The following is a 26,992-nucleotide window of genomic DNA, read 5'->3' on the forward strand; positions in this document are numbered from 1 at the left end:
GGGTGGTGAGTGGCAACATGAAGGATATTGAAGTGGTGCATGTCATCTTCAAAACTCATTTGGATATCGGATTTACAGACCTAGCTGAAAATGTAACTCAACAATATATTAAATCATATATTCCAAAAGCGATAGAATTGGCAGAAAACCTAGATGTCGAGGGGACATCTGCTGGGTTTGTATGGACAACCGGCTCCTGGCTTATTCATGAATATTTAAAGCAGGCAAATGAAGAAGAAACTAAAAGAATGACAGCCGCAATAGAAGCAGGATATATAACATGGCATGGACTTCCTTTTACCACGCATACTGAATTAATCGATGCGGAACTCTTTCAGTATGGGCTTTCACTAGCAAAACGATTGGATGCAAGGTTTGGTAAAAAAACAGTCTCCGCCAAAATGACTGATGTGCCAGGGCACACAAAAGCAATAATCCCTTATTTGGCAAATGCGGGCATTCAGTATTTACATTTCGGTGTAAATCCTGCATCAAAGGTTCCATCTGTGCCAACAATCTTTGTCTGGAGAGGAAAGAATGACTCAGAGGTTATTGTGAATTATGCTAATAATTATGGAGATGTGCTGAGAATTGATGGTTTGAATGAGGTCATGGTATTTGCTCATACTGGGGATAATTGTGGGCCGCCAACAATGGAAGATATTAAATTAGAATTTGCAAAATTACAAGGGAAGTTTCCAAATGCGGTTATTAAAGCATCTACAATGGATAAGTTTGCGACAAAACTTCAGGATTTTAAGCACAACCTTCCAATTATTTATGAAGAAATTGGTGATTCATGGATTCACGGTGTGGCATCAGATCCCAAAAAGATTGCCTGTTATCGCGAGTTAATCAGACTTCGAAATAAATGGATAGCTCAGGGTGAATTGGACGTAACAAGTAAGGAGAATACATTATTTTCAGATTGGTTATTATTAATACCTGAGCATACATGGGGCTTAGATGAAAAGAAATACTTAAATGATTATAAAAACTATTCGAAACAGGACTTTCATAAAGCAAGAGTAAAAAATATAATTGATGAAGATTCAGTTCCAGATAAATATAGCTATATCGGCTCATTTGCAATGGATGAGTTTGATAGTCTATCAGAGCAAATATTTACAACTTCTTGGAATAAAAGGAGCTATCAATTATTTGAGAGTTCCTGGAAAGAACAGAGAGCGTATATTGAAAGAGCTGTTGCTATCTTATCCAAAGAAAGACAAGAGGAAGCACGCCAGGCACTTAAGAGCCTGGAACCTCAAAAGGCTGATAAAACAGACGATTTGCTACAGATAAATAGAGTGTATTCACTTGGTGCATTTCAGGTCGTCTTTGCAGAGGATGGTTCTATTTCTTCTTTAGTAGATAAGAATGGGAAAGAATGGGCTAATAATGCTTATAGACTCGGTGCCTTCTGCTATGAATCGTTCGGTGTAGAAAATTTTAATCGTTGGTTTGAGGAATATGTTGAAAATACAAGTCAAACATACCGGTGGTCTGATGCGGACCAAGGAAAACCAGGTATTGAACTGGTTATACCAACACCAAAGCATCAACTATTTATGCCTAATGTTGTTTCGATAAGTAAAAGTAAAATTGATGAGAACGATGTTATATTTGTAGAATTGGTAATGCCAGAGCAATCTTTTTCGGAATTTGGTTCTCCAAAAACAGTAGTGATTGAGTACACGTTTTATAAGAAGAACGAGCAAATCGATATTGAACTCCAATGGTTTCAAAAGGAAGCAAACCGCTTACCTGAAGCATTATGGTTTTCAATTGCATTACAAGTAGACAATCCAAATTTGTGGAAGCTTGAAAAAATGGGTGAGCTTATATCACCTTTTGAGGTGGTTAAAAACGGTAACCGCAACCTTCACGCAGTAGATAGAGGTGTATACTATCATGGTGCAGATGGGGAAGTTCAGATTGAAACAAAAGATTCACCAATCGTTTCGCCAGGTCAGAAACGACTGCTTCAATTTGATAACACGTTTGCCCCGTTAGAAGGCGGCATACATTTTAACCTCTACAACAACATTTGGGGTACAAACTTCCCAATGTGGTACGAAGAGGATGGGAAAAGTAGATTTACCTTGAAACTAACGACTTACTAAATAAAGCACTCACTTATATCTAGGTTATTATTATTTACAATAACTTTCAGATACTAGTGAGTGCAATACTTTGTTGTTAGTTAATAACTAAAATAAGGAGTGAAGTAGGTAGATAGAGCAGTGAGAAAAATAATGAGTTCTTCACCAGACTTTTTAAAGATAATGAAAAATGAACCATGATGGGAAAAATATGAATTGTAACTATTGCTAAAATTAATCCATTCGCTAATAGGATAGACATAAAAACAATTTTTAAGGCTTCATCCATTTGCTGAATGATGACAAAATCAATATAAAATAATCCGATGTACAAAATCCATGTAATTCCGATGGCAAAGCTTTGTTTAAAGTTTTCTTTAAAAAACGATGAAAAAGGCCCGGAATACGCCTGAATCTTTTTTTGTCATCCAATTTCTGATAACTCCGAACATAGCAGCTGCTGCTGGCAAAATGGTTACAAATTGGTATGCACATTATAAGGCAAAGCATATTAAGGAAAAAAAAGTTTGTAGTTGCTTCGGCCATGAAGTAAAATCTACTATTTAGGAATCTCATCTGTTTTCACACACCTTTTTGTATGGGTTTACATATCTGAATAAATAGAAGTTTAAGTTTAATATATGTTTTACTAGACTGCTATAATGAAAATCAACAAGATATAATTGTATTTCATTTGATAATACTCGTATTAAACTACTTTACGTCAATGTTCAGCTATAATTATCCAGTGCTCTTTGCAGTCATCACGATGATTATTCTTCCAAGCATCATAGTGTTTGTTGATCTGCAAGAACAGGTAGTAAGTGGCCTTAGCGCGGGATCGGTAAAAGGGCAGGATGGATTTCAATAAAAGAATTTGAAAATCTACCGACGTAAAAGTACATAGTAAAGGAGGCCATTTAGAAAAATGGCCTTTTTACTCTTTGCGGGGTTGAACAAGGTACTTACACTCTAGTTCTTTTTACCAAGGAGTAACTGGTACAGATGGATTAGAATCATTTTCTAATAAGAATTTCTGTAGACCTGCTAAATCATCTGAATTAAGCAAGTCGACACCGGCTTCTAATAGAACTTTCCAAAGTGCTTCTCGTGCAGGTGTATCACTGTCAGGTGTAGCCCAGAATCGGATTTCTTGTCCATTAGCATGTGCAGTAGAGACAATATAATCTAGCTTTTCTCTTTCGTCTAGCGGCATTTCACCTTCACCCTTCCATGTGAAATGCTTTGTCCAGTTGTCACTAATTACAGGAATGAACTCATGTGAATCGCCTTGGCCAAGATCTGACATTCGTCCATCATAGGCAGCGTAACGTACAACTTGGTTTTCCATATAGTCACGAGGGCGATTACCGGAAATGTACACAGATACAGAACCAGGTTTTACGCCGGATGGCAGAAATCTTGTAAGTATATTTTGATATTTACGAAGTTGCTCGTGAATTGCACGGTATGTAGCCTCACCATCTGATTTAATATCAATCCACAGGATGAAGTCGTGCTCATAACCTGGTTGAACCGTTCCACCATTTGCTTTTACATGATTTCTTAATGGCTCAAGATAAAGAGACTCTAATGTACGATCGGGGTTAATGTCTTCAAAATCATGGGCAACTAATAACTTGCCGTCAACAAGCCAAACATCAGCTTCCACACTAGTAAAGCCGTGGTCGAGAGCATCTAGTAACGGGCGATCGTGTTCATAGTCATTGTGGGCATGGGCTCTGGCTAAAGGTGTAAGTTCTTCTCCTCCGGTAACGTTTCCGAAAACAGTAGTAATCGGGCTTATAACTAAAAAAAGGATAGTTAGCAGCAAATACTTTTTCATTCAATTCCCTCCAAATATTAGATTGTAAATCTACTTTTTTCGCTATTCCTCCATTCAGATAATATATTTTATGTGTCAAAATTATCGTAACATTCTGTATTTTGTAGAGTAAACACTAAAAAGTACCTATTATTTTGACAGAATTTATAATGGAGGTAGGAATATTTACCTACGTTATGTCTAATCGTGATGGATATTGTAATTTTTACTTAGAATTTTTGCGAAATAATTGAATATCGGTTATTCATGGTATTTTAACCATCCCCTGCTAGTTTCCTTTTCTATTAGGATGCTATCCACTGAAATAAAAAATAGAACATTTTTGAAAGTTTAATATGGTAATATAATAAATTCTTATCAATTAATCTAAATATAAAAAATAAACAGAAAATTGTATTGACGCTAACTTGTCAAAAGTATAGAATTTGAATTGGAAACGTTTCCGGTAACGTTTCCAAAAACCAAATCCATTTTTGGGGAAGGAGGTCTAGTATCATTGTAACCATCAAAGATCTAGCAAAACATTTAGGAGTATCCGTATCAACAGTATCACGTGCGTTAAACAACCACTCAGATATACATACAGAAACAAAAAAACAGGTGTTAGAGGCTGTACAAAAGTTTAATTACCGGCCAAACAGTATTGCCAGAAGCTTGATCCAACGCAAAACCTTCACGGTTGGATTAATGGTTCCTGATATTGCGGATCCATTTTTCTCAAATATTGCAGTGGGGGTTGAAGAGGTCTTTACTAATAGCGGCTACCAAGTGGTTTATGGGAATACGATGAGAAATAAAGAAAAAGAGCTTCAATTTATAGAAAGTGTTTTCGAAAGAAAGATGGATGGTGTAATCGTAACACCAGATCATGTGGATGAGGAGCTTATCTCGTTATTGAACAGATTAGAGGTTCCAATTGTGTTCCTGCGAAGAAGAACTCCGTCAGAAATTAAAGCGCCGTTCGTTGATGTCGATCATTACACAGGAGCGTGTGAGGCAGTTAGCTATTTAATTGAAAACGGCCATAAGGAAATTGGTTTTCTCGCGATGACTCAGGATTCCTTTGTTAGCAAAGAAAGATTAAGAGGTTACCTGGACACGATGCGAAAACACAGCTTACAACCCGATGAAAATTCGATTGTAACAGCAGGAAGAACAATTGAATCTGGCCGAATCGCAATGGAGGAATTATATAGGAAATATCCTCATCTAACGGCTGTTTTTGCAAGTAATGATTTACTTGGAATTGGTGCATTAGAATGGTTAGCCATCAAAGATATTAAAGTACCTGAACAAATTTCCATTATTGGATTTGACGACTTAGTATTTTCAAGTCTTTATTGGATTCAGTTGACAACAATGGCGCAGCCGAGAAAGAAAATGGGAAGGTTTGCGGCTGATTTACTACTCAAAATGATTAATGGATCAGAGGATAGTGAGTCTGTTCTTTTACACGCTAAGCTAGTAGAAAGAAAAACAATTAAGGTGGTGACTGCTGTTTGAAAAGTACCTTACTTGTTTCAGACCTAGATGGAACGTTGTTGGATAGTAACCAGAAAATAAGTGAAGTGAACAAGCAGGCAATTGCACACTTTAAAAAACATGGTGGACTGTTTACATTAGCAACAGGAAGAATGGAGCAATCAGTACACCCGTTTGTCGAAGAGATTCGAATTGATTTACCCGTCATTTTATATAACGGCGCCAAAATATATTGTCCACGGACAAAAGAAGTCATCTATGAAAGAAAACTTGAAAACTATGGACTATTAGCGAAACGACTAATGTCAATTGATATTCAACATCAACTTGGTTTTCTTCTTTATAGAGATGGGGAAGTGTATACCCATAATCGAAATGAGATTGTAAGGGTACATGAGCAGAAGGACGGGGTGACCTGCAAATCACTTCATGAAAATATGCTTGCAGAACCAATTACAAAGATCCTTCTAATCTCACCATCTACTTCAGTTTTGCAACAATGCGAAAAGCTTATCCAAGACTTTGATGTGAATTGTGAACTAATATATTCTGAAAAAAGCTATTTAGAAATCCTACCTACAAATACTTCCAAGGGAAATGCTCTCCAAGAACTAGTGCGATATCTACAACGAAGTGATCTTAAAACGATTGCGGTTGGAGATAATCTGAATGATGTTTCAATGTTGCAAGCCGCCACACAGGGTTATGTTGTTGAAAATTGTCATGAACAACTAAAGACCAAAGCATTTAGAAAGACAGTACATCATGAACTCCACGCCATCGCCGACATTATTTTCAACAATTTAACATAAAAATGTAAGCGCTAACTAAAAAGGGGGAAAAGAAATGAAAAAAGGTGTATTGTTTCTCGTAAGTCTTTTAATGATTGTAAGTGTAGCATTAGCGGGCTGTAGCTCTGATGATGCAAATGGTTCTGGTTCATCAAAGTCAAAAACTGTTTCTGTGTACACAGCCTTTCCTGAGCAAGAGGTTGCAGTCTATATTGAAGAGTTTGAAAAAGAAACGGGTATCGATGTGAAATTCGTTCGTTTGTCTGCAGGTGAAACTCTCGCAAGACTTCAAGCTGAAAAAGAAAATCCACAAGCATCTGTATGGTTTGGTGGTCCTTCGGATACATTCGTAGCTGCTGTAAATGAAGGGTTACTAGAAGAATTCCAACCCAAGGGCGCAGATAAGCTTCCAGAAAAATTCATGGATAAAAAAGGGGTTTGGACACCAATTTATGTTGGAGCACTTGGATTTGCTAATAACGCTGACTGGTTAAGTAAAAAAGGTGTATCAGCACCTACTAGCTGGGAAGATTTATTAAAACCTGAATTTAAAGGTGAAATTACAATGGCTCACCCAGCTTCGTCAGGTACAGCCTACACAGTATATGCAACGATGGTTCAATTACTTGGAGAAGATGAAGCAATCGAATACTTCAAAAAGTTAGACCAAAATATGCGACAATATACGAAATCTGGTTCAGCACCGGCTAAACAAGCTGGATTAGGAGAGACTGCTGTAGGTATTGCATTTGCACATGATATTCTAGCTCCGAAACACGAAGGATACCCAATTGAATTATCCTTCCCTAAGGATGGAACTGGTTATGAAGTTGGTGCGGCAGCATTAATCAAAAATGGGCCAAAGGGTGAAGTGGAAAACGCGAAGAAATTTATTGAGTGGGCAATTAGCAAGGAGGCTCAAGATCTATACGCGAAGTCGAATTCATTCCGTCTACCTGTTCATCCGGATGCAACTGTCCCAGAAGGCGCCGTTAGCCTATCAGAATTAGAAGTAATTGAATATGATGCAGTTTGGGCAGGAGAAAACCGTGACCGTTTATTAAAAAGATACGAAGCGGATGTAGTTGGCCAAGAGGCTGCTAAGGAATAAATGAATACGTATTTAGTGAGATGACAATCGTTGTCTCACTAAATACTACAAGAAGGGAGTTGACATAATTGGCAAAAGTGAATATGCAAAATTTACAGCATCGGCTAACCATTAAGAAAAAAGAAATGAAATCGTTGACGAAAGAACCTCTTCTCTTACTTTTAGTCATTCTCATTTTCTTATCCCTATTTATCTTTTCAATTTATCCCATTTTTCAGGTCCTAAAGGCAACGGTTGTAGGTGAAAATGGATTTGATCTGTCAGTGTTAACAAATGCAGCAACAAGTGGCGTCTTCCTGCACGCATTATGGAATAGTATAAAGCTAGGTGTCATTGCCGCCATTTTTGCTACCATTATCGGATTTGTTTTTGCATTTGCCGTCACTCGAACAGAAATGAAAGGGAAAAAGTTCTTTCACTTAATTGCATTGCTACCCATCATTTCGCCACCATTTGTTATTGCTCTTTCTGTAATTCTTTTATTTGGTCGTAACGGTGTAATTTCAAGTGGGCTATTTGGCTTTGAAGATTCGAATGTTTATGGGTTTAGAAGCTTGCTTTTCATTCAAACATTAGCCTTCTTCCCAATTGCCTATTTAAACTTAAGGGGAGTCTTAGAATCTATTGACTCATCGGTTGAAGATGCCGCTCTTAACTTAGGTGCTTCACGCTGGGATGTGTTCAAATCAATTACATTCCCTCTAGCGGTTCCAGGTGTATTAAGTTCGTTATTACTTGTTTTTATAAAGTCCATTGAGGATTTTGGGAATCCAATGGTAATTGCAGGGGATTATTCAACCCTAGCGGTACAAGCCTATCTGCAAATTACGGGTATGTATAATCTACGCTCAGGTGCATTTTTAGCGGTAGCACTGTTACTGCCATCGATGACCGCCTACTTTATCCAAAAATACTGGATTAGTAAAAAATCTTATGTCACGGTTACCGGAAAACCAAGTCAGAGCTCAATCAAAATTCATGAAAAATATATTGTTATTCCATTGTTTGCCCTTTGTAGCCTTGTTACTGGTGTAGTTCTACTATTCTATGGTTCTGTACTATGGGGTTCGTTCGTAAAGGTATGGGGTGTTAATAATTCCTTAACCCTCGATCATTTCCGATATATTTTCACAATTGGAGCAGATTCAATTAAAAATACTCTATATTTAGCATTAGTATCGACGCCGATTACCGGTATTTTAGGGATGATCATTGCATTTTTATTAATTCGCAAACAATTTGTTGGTAAGAAATTGATGGAGTTTGCTACGATTTTGCCATTCGCTGTACCGGGAACGGTAGTCGGGATAGGGTATATATTGGCTTTTAATAGTAAACCATTATTGCTAACGGGTACTGCGGCAATTTTAATTATTGCCTTTACCTTCCGAAACATAACGGTTGGTATTGAAGCAGGTACCAACAGCTTGAGACAGGTTGATAAATCGATTGAAGAAGCTTCGACCATTTTGGGGGCAAACTCCTTTAAAACGTTTTGGTTAATCTCGTTACCATTAATGAAATCTGCCTTTTTCTCTGGGCTGGTCTATTCATTTGTTCGCTCGATGACTTCAATATCCGCCGTCATCTTCCTTGTTTCAGTCAGCTGGAACTTAATGACGGTATCAATTCTTTCTCAAGTAGAAGCAAGTAGGTTAGGACCTGCGGCTGCATACTGTATTATTCTGATTATTATTATTTTAGCTGTTATTGGATTACTTGAACTACTTGTTAATCAATTAGGTTCAAAGAAACGGAGGTTATCTTAACATGATAGAAGTGCCAGTTAAAGTGAATTCTGCACCGGTAGAGCTTTCTCAATTAGTTAAAAGATTTCCGTCAGAAAGTGGCGGAGAAGATTTTGTAGCCGTGAAAAATCTAGATTTAAAAATTAATGCTGGAGAGTTAGTCACATTACTAGGTCCTTCTGGTTGTGGAAAAACGACAACACTTCGGATGCTAGCGGGATTTGATTTTCCGACCTCTGGAGATATAATCATCGGTGACAAAAATGTTTCGATGGTTCCACCAAACAAACGTGATGTGGGGATGGTGTTTCAAAGCTATGCATTATTTCCACATCTAACAGTCTATGAAAATATTGCTTACGGTTTAAAGATAAAAAAATTAAAAAAAGAAGAAATTGTAGAGCGCTCGAATCGTGTTGTTGCATTAATGCATCTCGAAGACTTCAAGGATCGGCTACCCTCACAATTATCGGGTGGGCAACAGCAACGTGTAGCGTTAGCACGTGCCATTGTAACCGAGCCAAAAGTATTGCTTTTCGATGAGCCGCTGTCAAACCTAGATGCGAAGTTACGTGAATATATGAGAGATGAACTCCGTAAGCTTCAACAACGATTAGGAATTACTAGTCTTTATGTAACTCATGACCAAACAGAAGCAATGGCAATTTCGGATAAGGTTGTCATTATGAACAAGGGGGAAATCCAGCAAGCGGATAGCCCTCACAACATCTATATCAAACCTAAAAATCATTTCGTAGCGGATTTTATGGGAAAAGCAAATTTCCTTCCTGCAACTGTCGTTAATGTGGAAGCTACAACAGTGGCAATTAAACTACTGGACAATGCAATTACTATCAATCGCGACCCTCAGTTTATTGTCAACGAAGGCAATGTAGTAGATTGTGTGGTCAGACCGGAATTTTGGAAAATTGACGAACAAGGATCATTTAAAGGTATCGTCCGAAGAGCAACCTACTTTGGAAACAGTGTGGAATACGACATTGAATTTCAAGGAGAGCAACTCATCACCTTTACAGATTATGAACATATCAAAAATGGAATGAAAAGAAATGGTGAAGAAATAACTTTAGATCTCAAAAAAGAATGTGTAAGTCTTTTAGAGAAACGCTAACTGTAAAGGAGAGTATCTTCGATGGAATTTGTTGAAATTGGTATAAAAGCTGCTAGAGAAGTAGGCGAGATGCTAAAGAAGCGAATCGGCACTAAATTTTTTATAGAAGAAAAAGGTTCAGCGGTCGACCTTGTCACAGAAATGGATCAATTGGCAGAAAATCTTATTCGTGAAAAAATTCTTGAGGTGTTTCCCGACCATCAAGTACACGGCGAAGAAAGTATCTACCAATCGCATGAAAATAAAGAAACATTCATTGAAAAAATGAATACAGATCCATACGTCTGGGTCGTTGATCCAATTGATGGCACAACAAATTATGTACATCAGCTCCCCAACTACACTATTTCAATTGCCTTAATCTGTTACGGAGAAATACGGGTGGGGATTATCTACAATCCAAGCAATGATGAAATGTTCTGGGCTGAAAAGGGAAAGGGTGCATTTTTGAATGGTGTATGTATTAAAGTGGCGTCAGGAACAGAGCTAGCAGAATGTGTCCTATCAACAGGCTTCCCGTCGGAGCTTAAACATAACCGAAGTGAAGTACTTAAAGGTATCCAAGAGCTCGGTCTTCATTGTAGAAATATCCGAGTATTTGGCTCAGCTGCCCTGCATTGTGCCTATGTCGCTGCAGGTAGATTGCATGCCTTCTGGGAACCAGGACTAAATGTATGGGATATCGCAGCGGGAACGCTATTAGTAGAAGAAGCAGGCGGAATTGTATCACAATTAGACGGAAGCCCATTTGACTTGTCATTTAAGCATTATCTGTGCAGCAATGGAGGTGTGCATCAGGAAATGTTAAACCGTTTAAGGAAGGTAAGAGTGTAATTGTAAATAAAACCCTTGAAACTTATTGCTTCAAGGGTTTTTGGGTGGAAAGAAACACTAATACCCAATCCCATTAGAAAAAAACTTTCCAAAAATAAACAAAATAGGTCTTGCAAGGATCATATGGACATATCTATAATAAATATATAGGTTGGTTAAGCGCTTACCTCAATGAGTGGGTGAGATACATAAAAAAGGTGGTTATGTGATGGGAAAAGTTAAAGTTGGTATTATCGGTGCTGGCCGTATTGGTCAGATACATGCAGGGAATATCTTGCAATCGGAGTCGGTAAAATTGAAAGCGGTTTCCGATGTGTATTTAGATCATCTGATAGGTACAAGGCTTGAAGCAGCTGTTGATTATCTAACAAATGATTACCGTGAAATTCTCGCAGACTCTGAAATTGATGCAGTATTTATTTGTTCAAGTACAGATACGCATGTTGACATTATTGTAGAAGCGGCAAAAGCGGGTAAGCATATTTTCTGTGAAAAACCAATTAGCTTTGATTTCCAAGAAACGCACCGTGCGATTGAGGCTGTTCAGGAAGCAGGAGTCTATCTCCAGGTTGGGTTTAACCGTAGATTTGATAAGCATTTCCGAAAAGCCTTCGAAGAAGTGCGTAAGGGCACCATTGGGCAACCACATATCATTAAAATTACATCCCGTGATCCTGAAGCACCACCGGAAGCTTATGTGCAGCGCTCAGGTGGGATGTTCATTGATATGACCATCCATGATTTTGATATGATTCGTTATCTGTCCGGACAAAACGTGAAAGAAATTTATGTGAATGCTGCAAATCTAGTAGATCCAATGTTCGGAAGACATGATGATGTTGATACAGCGATTATCACAGTTACATTTGAGGATGGATCATTAGGTGTCATTGATAACAGCCGTAAAGCGGCATATGGCTATGACCAACGAATTGAAGTGTTTGGTGATAAAGGTGTAGTTACTGTTGCAAATGAAAGACCTACGAATGTTGAAATTAGTTCTGGCGAAGCAGTAACAGTCGATAAGCCGAAATATTTCTTCCTCGAAAGATACCAAGATGCTTATGTAGCAGAGCTGAATGCATTCATCGACTCAATCGTGGAAAAAAAACCTGTGCTTTGTAATGGAAATGACGGATTGCAGGCAGAATTATTAGCATATGCTGCAAAGCTTTCTGTTAAAGAAAAACGTCCTGTTTCACTAAACGAAATAGAGTTCAATGCAGTTAAGTAAGAGGTAAAGGTGAAACAAAAACCTATTAGGTTAAGCGCTTAACTAAAAGGAGGAATAATATGTCCCATTTAATCGTAATACCAAGGGACCGTAACGAAGAGGGAAAGATCATAGAGGTTACTCCCGAATCAGCGGGCTGGAAATATGTTGGCTTTGAAGTTTATTCCTTAAAACAAGGTGAAACGATAGAAAAGCAAACTGAAGAAAAAGAGGTATGTATTGTTCTTTTAAGCGGTCGTGCAGATGTAAAAACAAGCAAAACGGAGTATAAAAATATTGGCAAGAGAATGAGTGTGTTTGAAGGAACCCCAGCATACTCTGTCTATGTTCCGAATGAGGATGCATTTGAAGTTCATGCTATTTCAGATGTGGAGGTAGCTATATGCGCGGCTCCAGGAAAAGGGTCACATGAAGCGCGCCTTATTCCCCCTGAAGATGTAGGTGTTGAGGCACGAGGCTATGGTCATATGTCTAGAACAGTACACAATATTTTGCCAGAGTCCGAGCCAGCCGATAGTTTACTAGTTGTAGAGGTGTATACTCCAGAAGGAAATACATCAAGCTATCCACCGCATAAACACGACAAAGATAATTTGCCGCATGAGTCATACCTTGAGGAAACCTACTATCATGAAATCAATCCACAGCAAGGGTTTGTATTCCAAAGGGTGTACAACGATGACAGAAGCCTTGATGAAACAATGGCGGTTGAGCACCGTAATGTCGTATTAGTTCCGGAAGGGTATCACCCGGTTTCATCGGTACCAGGATATAGCTCATATTATTTAAATGTCATGGCTGGACCGGTACGTACCTGGAAGTTTTATAATGACCCAGATCATGAATGGTTATTTAAAAATGTCATGCAAACAAAGTGATAGAAAGATTTTACTAAAAAGTAGGAGGGGTAAATATGAACAGAATTCCATTCCCGATAGATCGACCGCTTGATTTGATAGCGATTGGTAGACTTTGCGTGGATTTAAACGCAAACGAAATCCACCGTCCTATGGAGGAAACGAGAACATTTACGAAATATGTAGGCGGTTCACCGGCAAATATTGCAATTGGTGCTGCACGTTTAGGGCTTCAAAGTGGATTTATTGGGAAAGTTTCTAACGATCAGATGGGCCGATATATAAAAAACTACCTGAACGAAAACAGTATTGATACGTCAAATGTGGTTGACGATCATACGGGCGCAGTGACTGGGCTTGCGTTTACAGAGATTCTTAGTCCGGAAGAATGTAGTATTCTCATGTACCGTGACAATGTAGCTGATCTAAAGCTAGATACAAGCAATGTATCGGAAGACTATATAAAGCAAGCAAAGGCTTTACTTATCTCGGGAACTGCCCTAGCAGCAAGCCCATCAAGAGAAGCTGTTTTCCTTGCACTAGAGTACGCCAGAAAACATGAAGTCGTTGTTATTTTTGATTTGGATTATCGCCCTTATACGTGGAATTCTCCGCAGGAAACAGCCGTTTACTATAACCTGGCTGCTGAGAAATGCGATATCATCATTGGTACCCGTGAAGAGTTTGATATGATGGAGCAGTTTGTGAAGGAACATCAGTCTAATGACGATAAAACTGTGGGGAAATGGTTTAGCTACCAAGCAAAAATTGTGGTTATCAAACATGGGCAAAATGGATCAATTGCTTATCTTAAGGATGGAAGTAAGTATACAAGCGGAATTTTTAAATCAAATGTACTCAAAACGTTTGGAGCAGGTGATTCTTATGCATCGGCATTTATCTATGGCTTACTTCAAGGCTGGGATGTAGAAAAAGCTATGGAATTTGGCAGTGCCTCAGCTTCGATTGTTATATCACGACATAGTTGTTCAGAAGCAATGCCGACGGTTGAAGATATCGAAACTTTTTTAATGACGGCTGTCCGTGTTTGATAAGGAAGGTGAGAATTCCGAATGCTAGCAAAATTAACTGATGTCCTACAAGGGACTATTGAAAATAAATATGCAATTCCAGCATTTAATGTATTTGGATATGAGGATGCACAAGCAGTAATTGAAGCGGCTGAAGAAATGGGAGCGCCAGTCATTTTAGCAACAAATAAGGTAGCTATTCAGCACATCCCGATTCATATAATCGGGAAGCTTCTCGTAGGACTTGCTGAACAGGCAACGGTTCCTGTAGTCGTTCATCTTGACCACGGTAAGGATTATGAAACAGTAGCAAAGGCGATTGCGAGTGGCTATAGCTCTGTGATGTATGATGGCTCACATTTACCATTCAAGGAAAATGTGAGAACTACAAAAGAGATTGTTCGCATGGCAAGAGCCTTTGGTATTCCAGTAGAAGCAGAAATTGGTTCGGTCGGCTATAGTGATCCGTCGCTAGGAACAGGGGCATTGACAGATCCGCTTGAGGCAAAGCAATTTGCAGAAGAAACAGAGATTGATGCATTAGCTGTTGCAGTGGGTACATTACATCGAATGGAAGAACAAACAGCACATGTTCAATTTGATAGATTACATGAAATTGAACAGTTGGTAAGTGTGCCGCTCGTCATGCATGGTTCAACGGGTATTCCAGATGAGGATTTAAAAAAAATGGCGTCTACCAATATTGGAAAAGTGAATATAGGCACGGCGATAAGAATGGCGTTTGGTACGACACTAAGACAAGAAGTGAATGCAAATCCTGCATCCTTTGACCGAATTGATTGGTTTAAGCGCCCAATGGAAGCGGTAAAAGAAGAAGCTAAACACAAAATGAAATTACTTAGCCTAGAAACATATTCAAAACAACCCGTGCAAATAAAGTAGACCAATTGAAGCAATAATAAGGAGGCAACGACATGACACAAACTGTTGTAACAACTGTCAAAAACTATATTGGTGGAGAATGGGTAGAATCAACTACCTCTAATACACAAGAAGTCTATAATCCTGCCACTGGGGAAGTCATCGCGTATGTACCACTTTCAACGAGTGAAGAACTTGATCATGCAGTTCAAGTTGCAAAAGAAGCATTTGATTCTTGGAGTCAAGTGGCAGTACCAAAAAGAGCTCGTATTCTCTTTAAATATCAACAGCTATTAGTAGAGAATTGGGAAGAATTAGCGAAGCTTATCACCGTCGAAAATGGTAAGAACTTTGCAGAAGCGTATGGTGAAGTTCAGCGCGGAATTGAATGTGTGGAGTTCGCTGCAGGTGCACCAACGTTAATGATGGGAAGCCAATTGCCTGACATTGCCACGGATCTTGAGTCTGGCATGTATCGCTACCCAATCGGTGTTGTTGGCGGGATTACACCTTTTAATTTCCCGATGATGGTTCCATGCTGGATGTACCCGATTGCGATTGCGACTGGCAACACCTTCGTACTAAAGCCATCTGAACGTACACCTTTGTTAGCAAACCGTTTAGTGGAATTATTTGAGGAAGCAGGTTTACCAAAGGGCGTTCTTAACCTGGTACATGGAGCGCATGATGTAGTGAATGGCTTACTTGAAAATAAAACAGTAAAGGCTATCTCATTCGTTGGTTCACAACCAGTTGCTGAATATGTGTATAAAAAAGGCACCGATAATCTGAAAAGGGTGCAAGCACTAGCTGGTGCAAAGAACCATTCTATCGTGTTAAAAGACGCTAACCTAGAAAATGCTGCACAACAAATCATTAGTGCTGCTTTCGGTTCTGCTGGTGAGCGTTGTATGGCTTGTGCGGTTGTAGCGGTAGAGGAAGACGTTGCAGATGAGTTAATCGAGCTTTTAGTTCAAAAATCAAATGAAATTCAAATCGGTAATGGATTAGAAGACAATGTGTTCTTAGGTCCAGTCATCCGAGAGCAACACAAACAACGTACACTACAATATATTGCTGAGGGTATCAATGAAGGGGCAAAGCTTGTACGTGACGGTCGCCAGGATGAAGCACTACAAGCAAAGGGCTACTTTGTAGGTCCAACTATTTTTGATGAAGTAACAGAGGAAATGAAAATTTGGCAGGATGAAATCTTTGCGCCTGTTTTATCTATTGCACGTGTTAAAAACCTTGTAGAAGCGGTAAATCTAGCAAACCAATCTCGCTTTGCGAATGGAGCTTGTATCTTTACAAAAGATGGCGGAAGTGTACGTCAATTCCGCGAAACAATTGATGCAGGTATGCTTGGTGTCAATATCGGAGTGCCAGCTCCAATGGCATTCTTCCCATTCTCAGGGTGGAAGGATTCCTTCTACGGAGATTTACATGCGAATGGAAAAGACGGTGTAGAATTTTATACTCGTAAAAAGATGGTAACTGCTCGCTGGGTGTAAATTGCTAAAACCGGATAGAAGGTCTATCCGGTTTTTTAAAACAGTAGATATTTTAAGCAACATTTTTCTCAACTTTAACGATTATAAGGTAGGTGTGTTTATATGAAGCTAACGACAGCTCAAGCACTTGTGAAATTTTTGAATCAGCAGTATATCGAAGTGGACGGTGAAGAACAAAGACTTTTTAAAGGGATCTTTACGATTTTTGGACATGGAAATGTGCTAGGTATGGGTCAAGCGCTTGAAGAAGATAGTGGTGATCTAGAAGTCTATCAAGGAAGAAATGAGCAAGGGATGGCACATGCCGCGGTAGCATTTGCGAAACAAAAGCACCGAAAGCAAGTAATGGCTTGCACCTCTTCAGTAGGTCCAGGTGCTGCCAATATGTTAACGGCAGCAGCAACGGCGACGGCCAATAACATTCCAGTTCTTTTATTGCCTGGTGATACATTTGCGTCACGCCAACCTGATCCTGTGCTGCAGCAGGTCGAACAAACCAATGATGCTTCCATTTCAACCAATGATGCCTTCCGTCCTGTCAGTAAGTATTGGGATCGTGTCAATCGTCCAGAGCAGCTGATGACAGCTATGTTGAATGCAGTTCGCGTGTTAACGAATCCAGCTGATACGGGTGCTGTAACAATCGCCTTGCCGCAGGACGTTCAAGGGGAAGCTTACGATTATCCTGAGTATTTCTTTAAAAAACGTGTTCATCGTTTTGAAAGAAGGCAACCAACACAGGCAGAATTACAGGATGCTATTGCGTTATTGACGAGTAAAAAAATGCCTTTAATTGTTTGTGGAGGTGGGGTTCGTTATTCAGAGGCCGGCGAACAATTAAAGTTATTTGCTTCAAAGTATAAGATTCCTTTTGCTGAAACGCAGGCGGGAAAAAGTGCAGTTGAGAGTGACCATCCAATGAACCTTGGTGGACTTGGTGTGACTGGTAATCTTTCAGCCAACCGAATTGCCAAAAATGCAGATCTCATCATTGGGATTGGTACAAGATTTACTGATTTTACAACCGCTTCTAAGCAGCTATTTCAAAATGAAGAAGTAGATTTTTTAACGATAAATGTTTCGGAGTTCCATGCATCTAAAATGGATGCAGCCAAGATTGTCGCAGATGCAAAGGCGACAATTCAGGTATTAGACTTAGAGCTTGAAAAGGTGGGATATCAGTCTGGATATCAGGATGAAATTGAAGAAGCGAGGAGCGATTGGACTGTTGAGCTGAATCGTCTCTATCAAACTACTTATGGATCTGAGGGATTCAAGCCTGAGGTGAACGGTCATCTTGATGATGTATTAGCGGAATATGAGGAAGTGTTTGGATCATCCTTGACACAAACAGCTGTTATCGGGGAAGTGAATCAACGAATTGACGATGATGCAATTGTTGTGGGTGCATCTGGTAGCCTCCCTGGCGACCTGCAGCGTATGTGGGTGAATCGTAGGCCGAACACGTATCATATGGAATACGGTTACTCATGTATGGGCTATGAAATTTCAGGTGCGCTCGGGGTAAAGATGGCTGAACCAGATAAGGAAGTATATGTTATGGTCGGTGATGGAAGTTATCTTATGCTGCATTCTGAATTGGTAACGAGTATTCAAGAAGGCAAGAAAATCAATGTTGTCTTATTAGACAATGCTGGCTTTGGATGCATCAACAATCTGCAGATGTCGAACGGTATGGGTAGCTTTGGAACAGAATTCCGTAAACGGAGTAATGATACGAACAGATTAACTGGTCCAATTATCCCTATTGATTATGCACAAAGTGCAGCAGGATATGGGGTCAAAACGTATACAGTTAAAAACATTGAGGAACTGCGAGTGGCACTCGAGGATTCTAAAAAGCAAAAGGTATCAACGCTACTGGACATCAAGGTTCTTCCTAAGACAATGACAAATGGCTATGATTCTTGGTGGAATGTAGGGGTTGCAGAGGTCACAAAGAATGAGGGTATAACTGCCGTTTCAATAGACCGCGCACAACAATTAAGTAAAGCGCGTAAATACTAATAGTGAGGGGGGCGAACAAGTTTGTTCTCAAGGGAATTTGTGAAAATTGGAATAGCACCAATCGGTTGGACGAATGATGATTTACCAGAGCTTGGTGGAGAAAATACATTTGAGCAATGTGTAAGTGAAATGGCACTTGCTGGTTTTACAGGAACCGAGGTCGGAAATAAATATCCAAAGGATCCCGAAGTGTTAAAAAAAGCACTTAATTTACGTGGAATGGAAATTGCAAGTGCATGGTTTAGTGCCTTTTTAACAACAAAGCCACTTGAGGAAACGGTTGAGGCATTTATTCAGCATCGAGATTTCTTATATGAAATGGGAGCAAAAGTTATAGTTGTATCAGAGCAAGGTCGTAGTATCCAGGGGCAAATTGAAACACCTTTATTTAAAAATAAGCCAGTCTTTACCCAAATGGAATGGGAGAAGCTTGCAGATGGTCTCCATGAATTAGGCAGGTTAGCGCAAGAAAAAGACATGAACATTGTCTTCCATCATCATATGGGCACAGGGGTACAAACAACAGAAGAAATCGATAAGCTTATGGAACTAACAGACCCAGGCTTAGTTTTCTTACTTTATGATACAGGGCATCTTGTGTTCTCAGGTGAAAGCCACCTTCAAGTACTCGAGCGTCATATATTAAGAATCAAGCATGTTCACTTAAAGGACGTTAGGGCAGAGGTGGCTCAAAAAGTCAGGGATGAAAAACTAAGCTTTCTGACAGCTGTAACTGAAGGAGTTTTTACCGTACCGGGAGATGGCTCTATTGACTTTAGACCTGTCTTCCAGTTCTTATCTGAACAAAGCTACAAGGGATGGATGCTAGTCGAAGCGGAGCAGGATCCGGCAAAAGCAAACCCTCTTGAGTATGCTTTGAAAGCAAGAAAGTATATTAGAAAGACAGCTGGAATCTAGTTTTTAGTGAGATTTCAATTCTACTAAGCATAAGCAAGCAGAATGTGTAGCTATGGTGTCTGCTTGTTTGTGTTATAATAACTGAATTATGTAATGAGAGGAAATAAAGGATGAAGGTCACGATTTATGATGTTGCTGAAAAGGCGAATGTATCGATTGCAACTGTATCAAAAGTGATAAACAATCGAGGAAAGATTAGCACAGAAACAAAAGAAAAGGTTGTCCATGCGATGGAGGAACTCAACTACCATCCGAGTGCTGTTGCATCTGCCTTAACTGGAAAACGAACGAACACCATTGGTCTACTTATTCCAGATATCTCCAATCCGTTTTTTGCTGAAATAGCCCGTCACATCGAAAATCGTGCCCATCAAGTTGGACTTAGTGTTATTATGTGCAGTACGGACTATAATCTTGAAAAGGAAGCTAAGTATATTGAACTACTACGTCGGAAGCAAGTTGATGGACTTGTTTTATCATCCGGATTCCGTAGTGATGACATCCTGCGGGAACTTATTACTAATAGGTTGCCTGTCGCAATGATTGCACAACACAATCCTTCGATGGCTGTAAGCATGGTCTCCATTGATGATTATAAAGGCGGATATTTAGCAACAAACCATCTACTATCTTTAGGACACCGTAATATTGGAATTATAGGTGAGAATGTTCGGAGTAGTAATTTACGGATTTATGGATACCGCGATGCGTTTCAAGATAAGGGTTTAGTGGTTAATGAAGAAAACATAGTTCGAACAGATGCATCGGTTGAGAATGGATACACCATTGCAACGCAAATACTAAATCGACCGGAGAGACCGACAGCTATTTTTGCCATTAATGATTTATTAGCAGTAGGAGCTTTTCAAGCTGCAAGAGAACTTCAGTTGCGAATTCCTGAAGATCTTTCGATTGTAAGCTTTGACAATACAATCCTAGCAAGAACAACAGTCCCATCCTTAACTTCTATTGCGCAACCTGTAGAGGAGATGGGAGCAAAGATAGTAGATTTACTTTTAGAGGAAATTGAAGAACATAAAGAGAGGAAAGAACAAATTCTTTTTATGCCGGAGTTAATTGTAAGAGGGTCATCAGGAGTATCTGAAGCCTATGTGGAATAAGTAGAATCAATCAGTTAAGGTGAGTTGGTTGTTTTTTATTTTAAAAAAATGTAAAGCGAAGTGGAAAAGTCTTCAATTTCTAGAAACTAACTAGGAATGGAGATTTTTTTTATTTAAAAATGAATAAGTTTCCAGTGGTCTCTACCTCCATTTACATCCCACACTTACCGAGAATTTTGGATGTTTTTATAGTTTTGTAGGATAGTTGAAAATTGTGAAAGCGGTATAATAGGCATTGTAAGATATGAAAACGCTTTAATAGATAAAAAGGGAGGAATAATATATGAAGAAATTAGGAATTATCCTAATGGCATTCGCAGTGGTGCTAGGTTTAGCAGCATGCGGTGGTAAAGATGAGGAAAGTAAAGGGTCCACAAAGGATGGAGCGATTGAGCTGACTCTATGGACTGACTGGACAGAGGATCGTCCGGAAAATACACTTTCTAAGGACATTATCGCTAAATTTAACGAAGAGCACGAAGATGTTCAAGTGAAAATCGAAGAGATTCCACATGATCAATATGAAACAAAACTAAGAACACAAGCAGCAGGAAATCAATTACCTGATTTAATGCGTGTATGGCCTGGTGCACGTACAGCGCCTTTAGCTGAAGGTGGAGCAATTCTTCCACTTAACCCAATCATTGATAATTGGGATGGGGTTATTCCAGATTCAATCCTTCAAAACTATGCGATTGATGGAAATTATTACGCAATCCCAGCAAACGTAAGTATCACAAGCTTAATCTATTACAACAAAGAGATGCTTAAAGAAGTTGGTTTTGATGAGTTCCCAGCAACATATTCAGAGTTTAAAGAACTAGTAAAAGCACTTGATGAAAAGGGTACAACTCCAATCGCTTTAGGAAATAAAGCAATCTGGCCGTTACAATCTGTATACATTTCTACAATTGCAGATCGTTTTACTGGAAGTGATTTCTTAAACAGTGCGTTAAACGGAGATGCTTCATTTGAAGATCCACAGTTTATCAAAGCATTATCTGTAATCGATGAATTAACAAAAATGAATGCGTTTAATGAAGATATGAATACGCTTGATGAAGCTCAATCAAGAAATGAATTTATTAAAGGAACTTCTGCAATGCACTTTGCGGGTTCATGGGCAATTGGTCCAATTTTAGAAGCAGTTGAAGATGCGGATAACATTGGTGTAGCACCATTCCCTACTTTTGAAGGCGGAAATGGAGATGCAGCAACAATCTCTGGTGTTGCTGGTGGCGGTATCGCAGTTAGCAGCCAGTTAAGTGAAGAAGAACAAGAAGCAGCTTTCACATTCTTAAAATATTACTATGGTGAAGAGCTTTACAAAGGCCTAGTGAAAGCAAATATTATTGTTCCAGCTGAAGTTGAAATGGATGACAGTATTCCACAAATCTTCAAGGATGCAAACAGCCAAGTTAAAGGTGGACTTGCACCAGTATATGATGCAACATTAACACCTGAATTAACGGATATTATCAATAATGGTCTACAATCCATTACATTAGGTGACAAAACACCTGAGCAATTAGCGAAAGAAATGCAAAAAGAAAACGAAAGTAAATAATACCACAATCACAGGTTACTTGATTTTTTAAGTAACCTGTGAGTATTTAGGGGGGAGAACATGAAACTAACCAAGACAAGCAAGGTCGCAATTGTAGTAGGAATTTTACCGGCCTTCATCCTCTATGTTGTGTTTGCCATCTATCCAATTCTTCAGTCCTTCTATTATTCAGTAATGGATTGGAACGGATTCAATGAAATGACATTTATTGGATTAGATAATTTTAAAAAGCTATTCACAGATCCGCTCTTTTGGAATTCTGTAAAAAATAACATCTATGTTGTATTAGCCTCTGTATTGGGGCAGGTCCCGATTGCCTTATTTATTGCCCTTTTACTTAACCGAAAAATAAGAGGTGCGAAGCTATTCAGAACGATCGGCTTTTTACCTGTTGTATTATCAACCGTCGTTATTTCATTAACATGGACTTTAATTTACAACTCTCGAAATGGATTAATCAATGAAGCATTACGAGCAATCGGACTCGATTCTCTTGCCCAGAACTGGTTAGGGGATACAAAATGGACAATGATTGCCGTCCTAGTTGTTGTAGTTTGGCAATTCGTTGGTCTTTACATGATTATTTTCCTGGCAGCCTTGCAAAATGTACCTGGTGAGGTACTAGAAGCAGCAAAAATGGATGGAGCTTCTGAGTGGGCAACTACATGGAAAATCACGGTTCCAATGATTTGGGATACAATTCTAGTTGCGATTATCCTCTGTATTTCAGGTAGCTTGAAGACATTCGACTTAATTTATGTCATGACAAATGGTGGCCCAGCCCACTCAACAGATGTTATGGCACTCTATATGTTTAATGAAACATTCTCGAAATTACAATATGGATATGGTAGTGCTGTGTCTGTATTCATTTTCTTCTTTAGTCTTATTTTAATTGCCGTAGTGAACAAAGTATTAGGAAAGAAAATGATATAGGAGGTGGACGTAGTGGAGAAAACAAATATGCAAAAAAGCATCAAAAAACCACTTATTTATATTACATTAATTTTATTTGCTATTATGAATGCATATCCAATTCTGTGGATGGCGATCAACTCCTTTAAATCGGATAAGGAGTTTGCAACGAACCAACTAGGTTTCCCTAAAGAATTTGTATTTGATAACTTTGCAGCGGCTTGGGAAATTGCGAACCTAGGCACTCTGTTCAAAAATAGTATTTTTATTACAGTAACAGCAACAGCTTTAACTGTTTTTATCGGGGCATTAGCATCCTATTTCTTATCTCGCTTTGACTTCAAGATGAGCAAATGGCTATATGGCTTTTTCGTCTTTGGATTGTTAATTCCGATTCACGCAACATTAGTACCAATGTTTATCCTGATGAAAAATTTAGGATTGTTAAATACACCAATCACACTACTTTTCCCTTATATCGCATTCCACTTGCCGATTACAATCTTCATTTTAACAAGCTTTATGAAGGCATTTCCGAAGGATATTGAGGAATCTGCGATCATGGACGGCTGTGGGATTTTCCGGATCTTCTGGTCCATTATCTTGCCGATGTCACGACCGGCGTTAGCGACCGTGATGATTTTGAACTTTATCTACAATTGGAACGAATTCTCGTTCGCGTTAGTGTTAATTAATGACCCAGAGCTTCAAACACTTCCATTAGGACTTGCGAAATTTGCTGGTCAATTTACAACAGATTATGGCGCACAAATGGCTGGTTTGACGATGTCATTAATTCCGATTGTAATTTTCTACATCATTTTTGAAAAGAATATTGTAAAAGGTATGACAGCAGGTGCGGTAAAAGGATAATGCTTTAATTGGAAAAAAGTAGGTGAACGCCGGAACCGTCCCTATGTTTTTTGGAAAAAACTAGGTAAACACCGGAACCGTCCCCCTGTTTGAAAGGTTGAATGCGAAATGATCCATAACTGGGGTTTGAGACGAAAGTTTCTGCTTATTTTCCTTGTTTTTATTACTCTTCCAACGGCGTTATTTGGAATACTTATTTACAACCAAACGACGGAGGTTCTAAAGAAACAGGTGGAAGAGGACATCATAGACCGACTTAATCAGGATGAAGAAAGACTTTTGTCGATTATTCGTGATGTTGAGAGTATGTCCTCCTACATGATTTACAACAAGGACTTCCGTACGTTTTTTAATAGTACCGTAGAAACCTCTCCCACCTTTAATCAAAATGTCGAAGGGATGAAGGGCTATTTCACCTTTCAGCTGATGTCGAATGAGTACATTTCCTCGATTTATTTAAAAGGAAGCAGTGGCGAATTAACATTCGGTGAACCGATTTCGGCCGATGAAAGTGCGTTTAATCGGGCAGCTAAGGAAGGCAGAGGATCACCCGTCTGGAGTGATTCCTATCTGGTTGAGAGCAGTTGGGGCGGAGAGAAGCATGTCATTAGCCTCTCCAGAGTGATCAACGATTTAACCGAAATAAATCGTCCAATCGGTCTGGTGCGGATTCGTCTTAATCAAGAAAAGCTTCAAAAAAGCTTAGAAGTAAAGCAAGGCAATTATCTGGTGATGTCAAATTCAGGTGAAGTTGTCCTTCATTCGAATCAGTCTCTTGTTGGAAAAATATTTCCGAATCGAGAGTTTGTCAACTGGGTAAATCATGGTCAACAGTCGACATATGACATTACTTTAGGGAAAGACAAGTACAAGGTCGTTAAGAAGAAGCTAAGTGGAACAGATTGGACTTCTGTTGTGATGGTAAAGGAAAAGGATCTGGTCAAGGGTCTCTTTACAGTACGCAGCTCAATCGTATATATGATTACCGTTCTTCTATTATTAGGAGCGATTGCCTTAATTGGTTTTTATCGTACTCAAATCAGACGAATCATCGATTTAACGAACCAAACCCGTCAGGTCGAAAAAGGGAATTTCACCGCGAGTGTTGAGGTCACGTCAAAAGATGAAATCGGTCGATTGGGAATGCGGTTTAATAAAATGGTAAAAACCATTCAAAGGCAGATTGATACGGAATATAAGCTGAAAATTAAGCAGAAGGAATCAGAGTTAAAGGCTCTTCAAAACCAAATTGATCCACATTTTCTTTATAACACCTTAGATATGATTCGCTGGACAGCAAGGCTTGAAAAAGCGATGGAAACGGGTCAACAAATCGAGCAGCTCTCGAAGGTATTCCGAATGAATCTCAATCAGGGGAAAACATGGGTAACCCTCGAAGAAGAGCTCGCTTATATTAATTCCTATCTGGAACTGCAAAAAAGTCGTCTAGGCGAACGTCTTGCATTCCACATTTATCTGGATGATGAGGTGAAAAGGTCTTTTATTATGAAACACCTTATTCAGCCCCTCGTTGAAAATAGCATCCTGCATGGGTTTAAGGAGCTGCCGCGACAAGGAGTTATCACGATCCGCTGCTACAAGAACGATGAGCAGATGTGGATTGACGTGATGGACAACGGTTGGGGATTCAAGAAGGACCGGTCACATACAGGCTACGCTTTGAAAAATATGAATGAGCGATTATCGATTGTGTTTGGAGAACCATATGGGTTACAAATCATAGAACAAGAAGAAGGCGCAATGGTTCGACTTGTACTTCCCCTTGTATGGGATGCAAAACAGCTGGAGGATGCAGGTGATGAGTCATGACTTATAAAATGTTAATAGTGGATGATGAGCCGATCATTTCTCGCGGGCTGCAGCAAACAATCCCTTGGGAAACGATCAATGTGGAAGTAGTCGATACAGCACACGATGGCGAAGATGCGATTCAAAAAATAACGCAATATGAAAACATTGATATTGTGATTACGGATGTAAGGATGCCGAAGATGGATGGATTGCAGCTCGCAACCTATTTGCATGAGCACTTCCGGCATATTCGAACGATTATCATTAGCGGTTATAATGAGTTTGCCTATGCACAGAAAGCAATCCGTGTGGGTGTGAAGGATTATTTGTTAAAACCGGTTGATATTGATGAGCTGATTGGGAAGGTAGAGCAATTCACCCATGAAATCAACTTAGAACAACGCAGGAAAAAGGAACAATTCGAATCCGGATTGCAGAATGCGATTATTCAGCAGCTATCTGATTTGCAAGAGGATCATTCTGCTCAACTGGAACGTTACGGGCATCTGCCCATTTTCCCATTTATTAGTATGCAGCCGCATTATATAAAAAAAATAGCCAATCTCTCACCAGAAGAGATTGATTCATTTAAAAATGAATGGAAGAGCACGATTGAGCTTGGATTACAAGTGGATGGATACAATTCCTTCTCATTTTTTACAGAGGAGAATATCCTGCTTACCTGCATATATGGAGAGGCCCATCTTTCAATAGAAATCCACAACGATAAGTTTGATCTGCAATTTGTTTGGAACGATACATCGATTCCTATCAGGGAATTGAAGCAGGTCTATGAAAAACTGGTAAACCAATCAAAGGATTTACTTTTGAAAGGTTTGGACAAACAAGATTTGTTAATCGACCAGGCGCAAAATTATATTCGTGAATACTATCGGACGGACATTAAGGTTCATGAAGTAGCGGACGTCATTAATATTACACCGAATTACTTTAGTTCCTTATTTAAGCAAAAAACGGGCGTTAATTTCAATGAATATGTGAACCAATTAAGAGTAGAAGAGGCCAAGCTTTTACTTGCGGAGACACCTTTTAAAGTCAACGAAATATCGGAGCAAGTTGGATTTCACGAATACAAGTATTTTGTTGCAGTGTTCAAAAAGATAACAGGAATGACGCCAACCGATTACCGTAAATTTGTGAAACTATAAGGCTCTATTCTAAAAGATTTGT

At 39.2% G+C, this 26,992-nt stretch carries 22 protein-coding genes; 20 read left to right on the plus strand and 2 right to left on the minus strand.

Annotation, left to right across the window (positions count from 1 at the left end; translation table 11 throughout):
• Nucleotides 1-17 precede the first annotated feature (17 nt).
• Entirely contained in the window at nt 18-2,126 is a 2,109-nt protein-coding gene (locus LKW28_RS07850; RefSeq protein WP_229139806.1) for a DUF5054 domain-containing protein, read from the plus strand.
• A gap of 356 nt (nt 2,127-2,482) precedes the next feature.
• Here LKW28_RS07850 and LKW28_RS23215 read toward each other — a convergent pair whose 3' ends face one another.
• Together LKW28_RS23215 and LKW28_RS07855 are read right to left on the minus strand one after the other, a co-directional pair.
• Entirely contained in the window at nt 2,483-2,575 is a 93-nt protein-coding gene (locus tag LKW28_RS23215) for a DUF624 domain-containing protein (protein ID WP_420708836.1), read from the minus strand.
• A gap of 512 nt (nt 2,576-3,087) precedes the next feature.
• Nucleotides 3,088-3,951 carry a phosphatidylinositol-specific phospholipase C/glycerophosphodiester phosphodiesterase family protein gene (locus LKW28_RS07855; protein ID WP_229139807.1) on the minus strand — a complete coding sequence of 288 codons (864 nt, stop codon included), beginning with the start codon at nt 3,949-3,951 and terminating at the stop codon, nt 3,088-3,090.
• A gap of 504 nt (nt 3,952-4,455) precedes the next feature.
• Here LKW28_RS07855 and LKW28_RS07860 point away from each other — a divergent pair.
• The 19 genes from LKW28_RS07860 (at nt 4,456) to LKW28_RS07950 (ending at nt 26,970) form a co-directional block, all read left to right on the plus strand.
• On the plus strand, nt 4,456-5,454 hold the full coding sequence (locus LKW28_RS07860; RefSeq protein WP_324255023.1) for a LacI family DNA-binding transcriptional regulator: 999 nt from the start codon (nt 4,456-4,458) through the stop codon (nt 5,452-5,454).
• On the plus strand, nt 5,451-6,245 hold the full coding sequence (locus tag LKW28_RS07865) for an HAD family hydrolase (RefSeq protein ID WP_229139809.1): 795 nt from the start codon (nt 5,451-5,453) through the stop codon (nt 6,243-6,245). Before LKW28_RS07860 ends, LKW28_RS07865 begins: the two co-directional genes overlap by 4 nt.
• Before the next feature lie 34 nt (nt 6,246-6,279).
• Complete coding sequence (locus tag LKW28_RS07870) at nt 6,280-7,335, plus strand: ABC transporter substrate-binding protein (protein WP_229139810.1); 1,056 nt, start codon at nt 6,280-6,282, stop codon at nt 7,333-7,335.
• A gap of 77 nt (nt 7,336-7,412) precedes the next feature.
• Nucleotides 7,413-9,104: an ABC transporter permease gene (locus LKW28_RS07875; protein ID WP_229140031.1), complete on the plus strand. Its 1,692-nt coding sequence runs from the start codon at nt 7,413-7,415 to the stop codon at nt 9,102-9,104.
• A 1-nt stretch (nt 9,105) separates the two neighbouring features.
• Nucleotides 9,106-10,215, plus strand: a complete 1,110-nt coding sequence (locus LKW28_RS07880; RefSeq protein WP_229139811.1) for an ABC transporter ATP-binding protein — start codon at nt 9,106-9,108, stop codon at nt 10,213-10,215.
• Nucleotides 10,216-10,236: 21 nt separating this feature from the next.
• Nucleotides 10,237-11,049: an inositol monophosphatase family protein gene (locus LKW28_RS07885; protein WP_229139812.1), complete on the plus strand. Its 813-nt coding sequence runs from the start codon at nt 10,237-10,239 to the stop codon at nt 11,047-11,049.
• A gap of 208 nt (nt 11,050-11,257) precedes the next feature.
• Complete coding sequence (iolG, locus tag LKW28_RS07890) at nt 11,258-12,283, plus strand: inositol 2-dehydrogenase (RefSeq protein ID WP_229139813.1); 1,026 nt, start codon at nt 11,258-11,260, stop codon at nt 12,281-12,283.
• Nucleotides 12,284-12,342: 59 nt separating this feature from the next.
• Nucleotides 12,343-13,161, plus strand: coding sequence for a 5-deoxy-glucuronate isomerase (iolB, locus tag LKW28_RS07895; protein WP_229139814.1), 819 nt, complete (start codon nt 12,343-12,345; stop codon nt 13,159-13,161).
• 35 nt (nt 13,162-13,196) lie between these two features.
• Nucleotides 13,197-14,192 carry a 5-dehydro-2-deoxygluconokinase gene (iolC, locus tag LKW28_RS07900; RefSeq protein ID WP_229139815.1) on the plus strand — a complete coding sequence of 332 codons (996 nt, stop codon included), beginning with the start codon at nt 13,197-13,199 and terminating at the stop codon, nt 14,190-14,192.
• 21 nt (nt 14,193-14,213) lie between these two features.
• Nucleotides 14,214-15,074, plus strand: a complete 861-nt coding sequence (locus LKW28_RS07905) for a class II fructose-bisphosphate aldolase (RefSeq protein ID WP_229139816.1) — start codon at nt 14,214-14,216, stop codon at nt 15,072-15,074.
• A gap of 32 nt (nt 15,075-15,106) precedes the next feature.
• Complete coding sequence (locus tag LKW28_RS07910) at nt 15,107-16,567, plus strand: CoA-acylating methylmalonate-semialdehyde dehydrogenase (RefSeq protein ID WP_229139817.1); 1,461 nt, start codon at nt 15,107-15,109, stop codon at nt 16,565-16,567.
• A gap of 102 nt (nt 16,568-16,669) precedes the next feature.
• The gene (iolD, locus tag LKW28_RS07915) at nt 16,670-18,595 is read left to right on the plus strand and encodes a 3D-(3,5/4)-trihydroxycyclohexane-1,2-dione acylhydrolase (decyclizing) (protein WP_229139818.1); all 1,926 of its coding nucleotides are present in this window, start codon (nt 16,670-16,672) and stop codon (nt 18,593-18,595) included.
• Nucleotides 18,596-18,616: 21 nt separating this feature from the next.
• Nucleotides 18,617-19,513 (plus strand): myo-inosose-2 dehydratase, encoded by an 897-nt coding sequence (gene iolE / locus LKW28_RS07920; RefSeq protein ID WP_229139819.1) that lies wholly within the window; start codon nt 18,617-18,619, stop codon nt 19,511-19,513.
• 110 nt (nt 19,514-19,623) lie between these two features.
• Nucleotides 19,624-20,634, plus strand: a complete 1,011-nt coding sequence (locus LKW28_RS07925; protein WP_229139820.1) for a LacI family DNA-binding transcriptional regulator — start codon at nt 19,624-19,626, stop codon at nt 20,632-20,634.
• Nucleotides 20,635-20,917: 283 nt separating this feature from the next.
• Nucleotides 20,918-22,201, plus strand: coding sequence for an extracellular solute-binding protein (locus tag LKW28_RS07930; protein WP_229139821.1), 1,284 nt, complete (start codon nt 20,918-20,920; stop codon nt 22,199-22,201).
• Between the two features lie 60 nt (nt 22,202-22,261).
• Entirely contained in the window at nt 22,262-23,137 is an 876-nt protein-coding gene (locus LKW28_RS07935; RefSeq protein ID WP_229139822.1) for a carbohydrate ABC transporter permease, read from the plus strand.
• A 27-nt stretch (nt 23,138-23,164) separates the two neighbouring features.
• Nucleotides 23,165-23,989: a carbohydrate ABC transporter permease gene (locus LKW28_RS07940; RefSeq protein ID WP_229140032.1), complete on the plus strand. Its 825-nt coding sequence runs from the start codon at nt 23,165-23,167 to the stop codon at nt 23,987-23,989.
• Between the two features lie 108 nt (nt 23,990-24,097).
• Entirely contained in the window at nt 24,098-25,819 is a 1,722-nt protein-coding gene (locus LKW28_RS07945) for a sensor histidine kinase (RefSeq protein ID WP_229139823.1), read from the plus strand.
• Nucleotides 25,816-26,970, plus strand: a complete 1,155-nt coding sequence (locus LKW28_RS07950; protein WP_229139824.1) for a response regulator transcription factor — start codon at nt 25,816-25,818, stop codon at nt 26,968-26,970. Before LKW28_RS07945 ends, LKW28_RS07950 begins: the two co-directional genes overlap by 4 nt.
• The last annotated feature ends 22 nt before the right edge of the window (nt 26,971-26,992 follow it).

This window comes from Bacillus sp. REN16 (assembly GCF_020731355.1).
Lineage (GTDB): Bacteria > Bacillota > Bacilli > Bacillales > Bacillaceae_L > Ferdinandcohnia.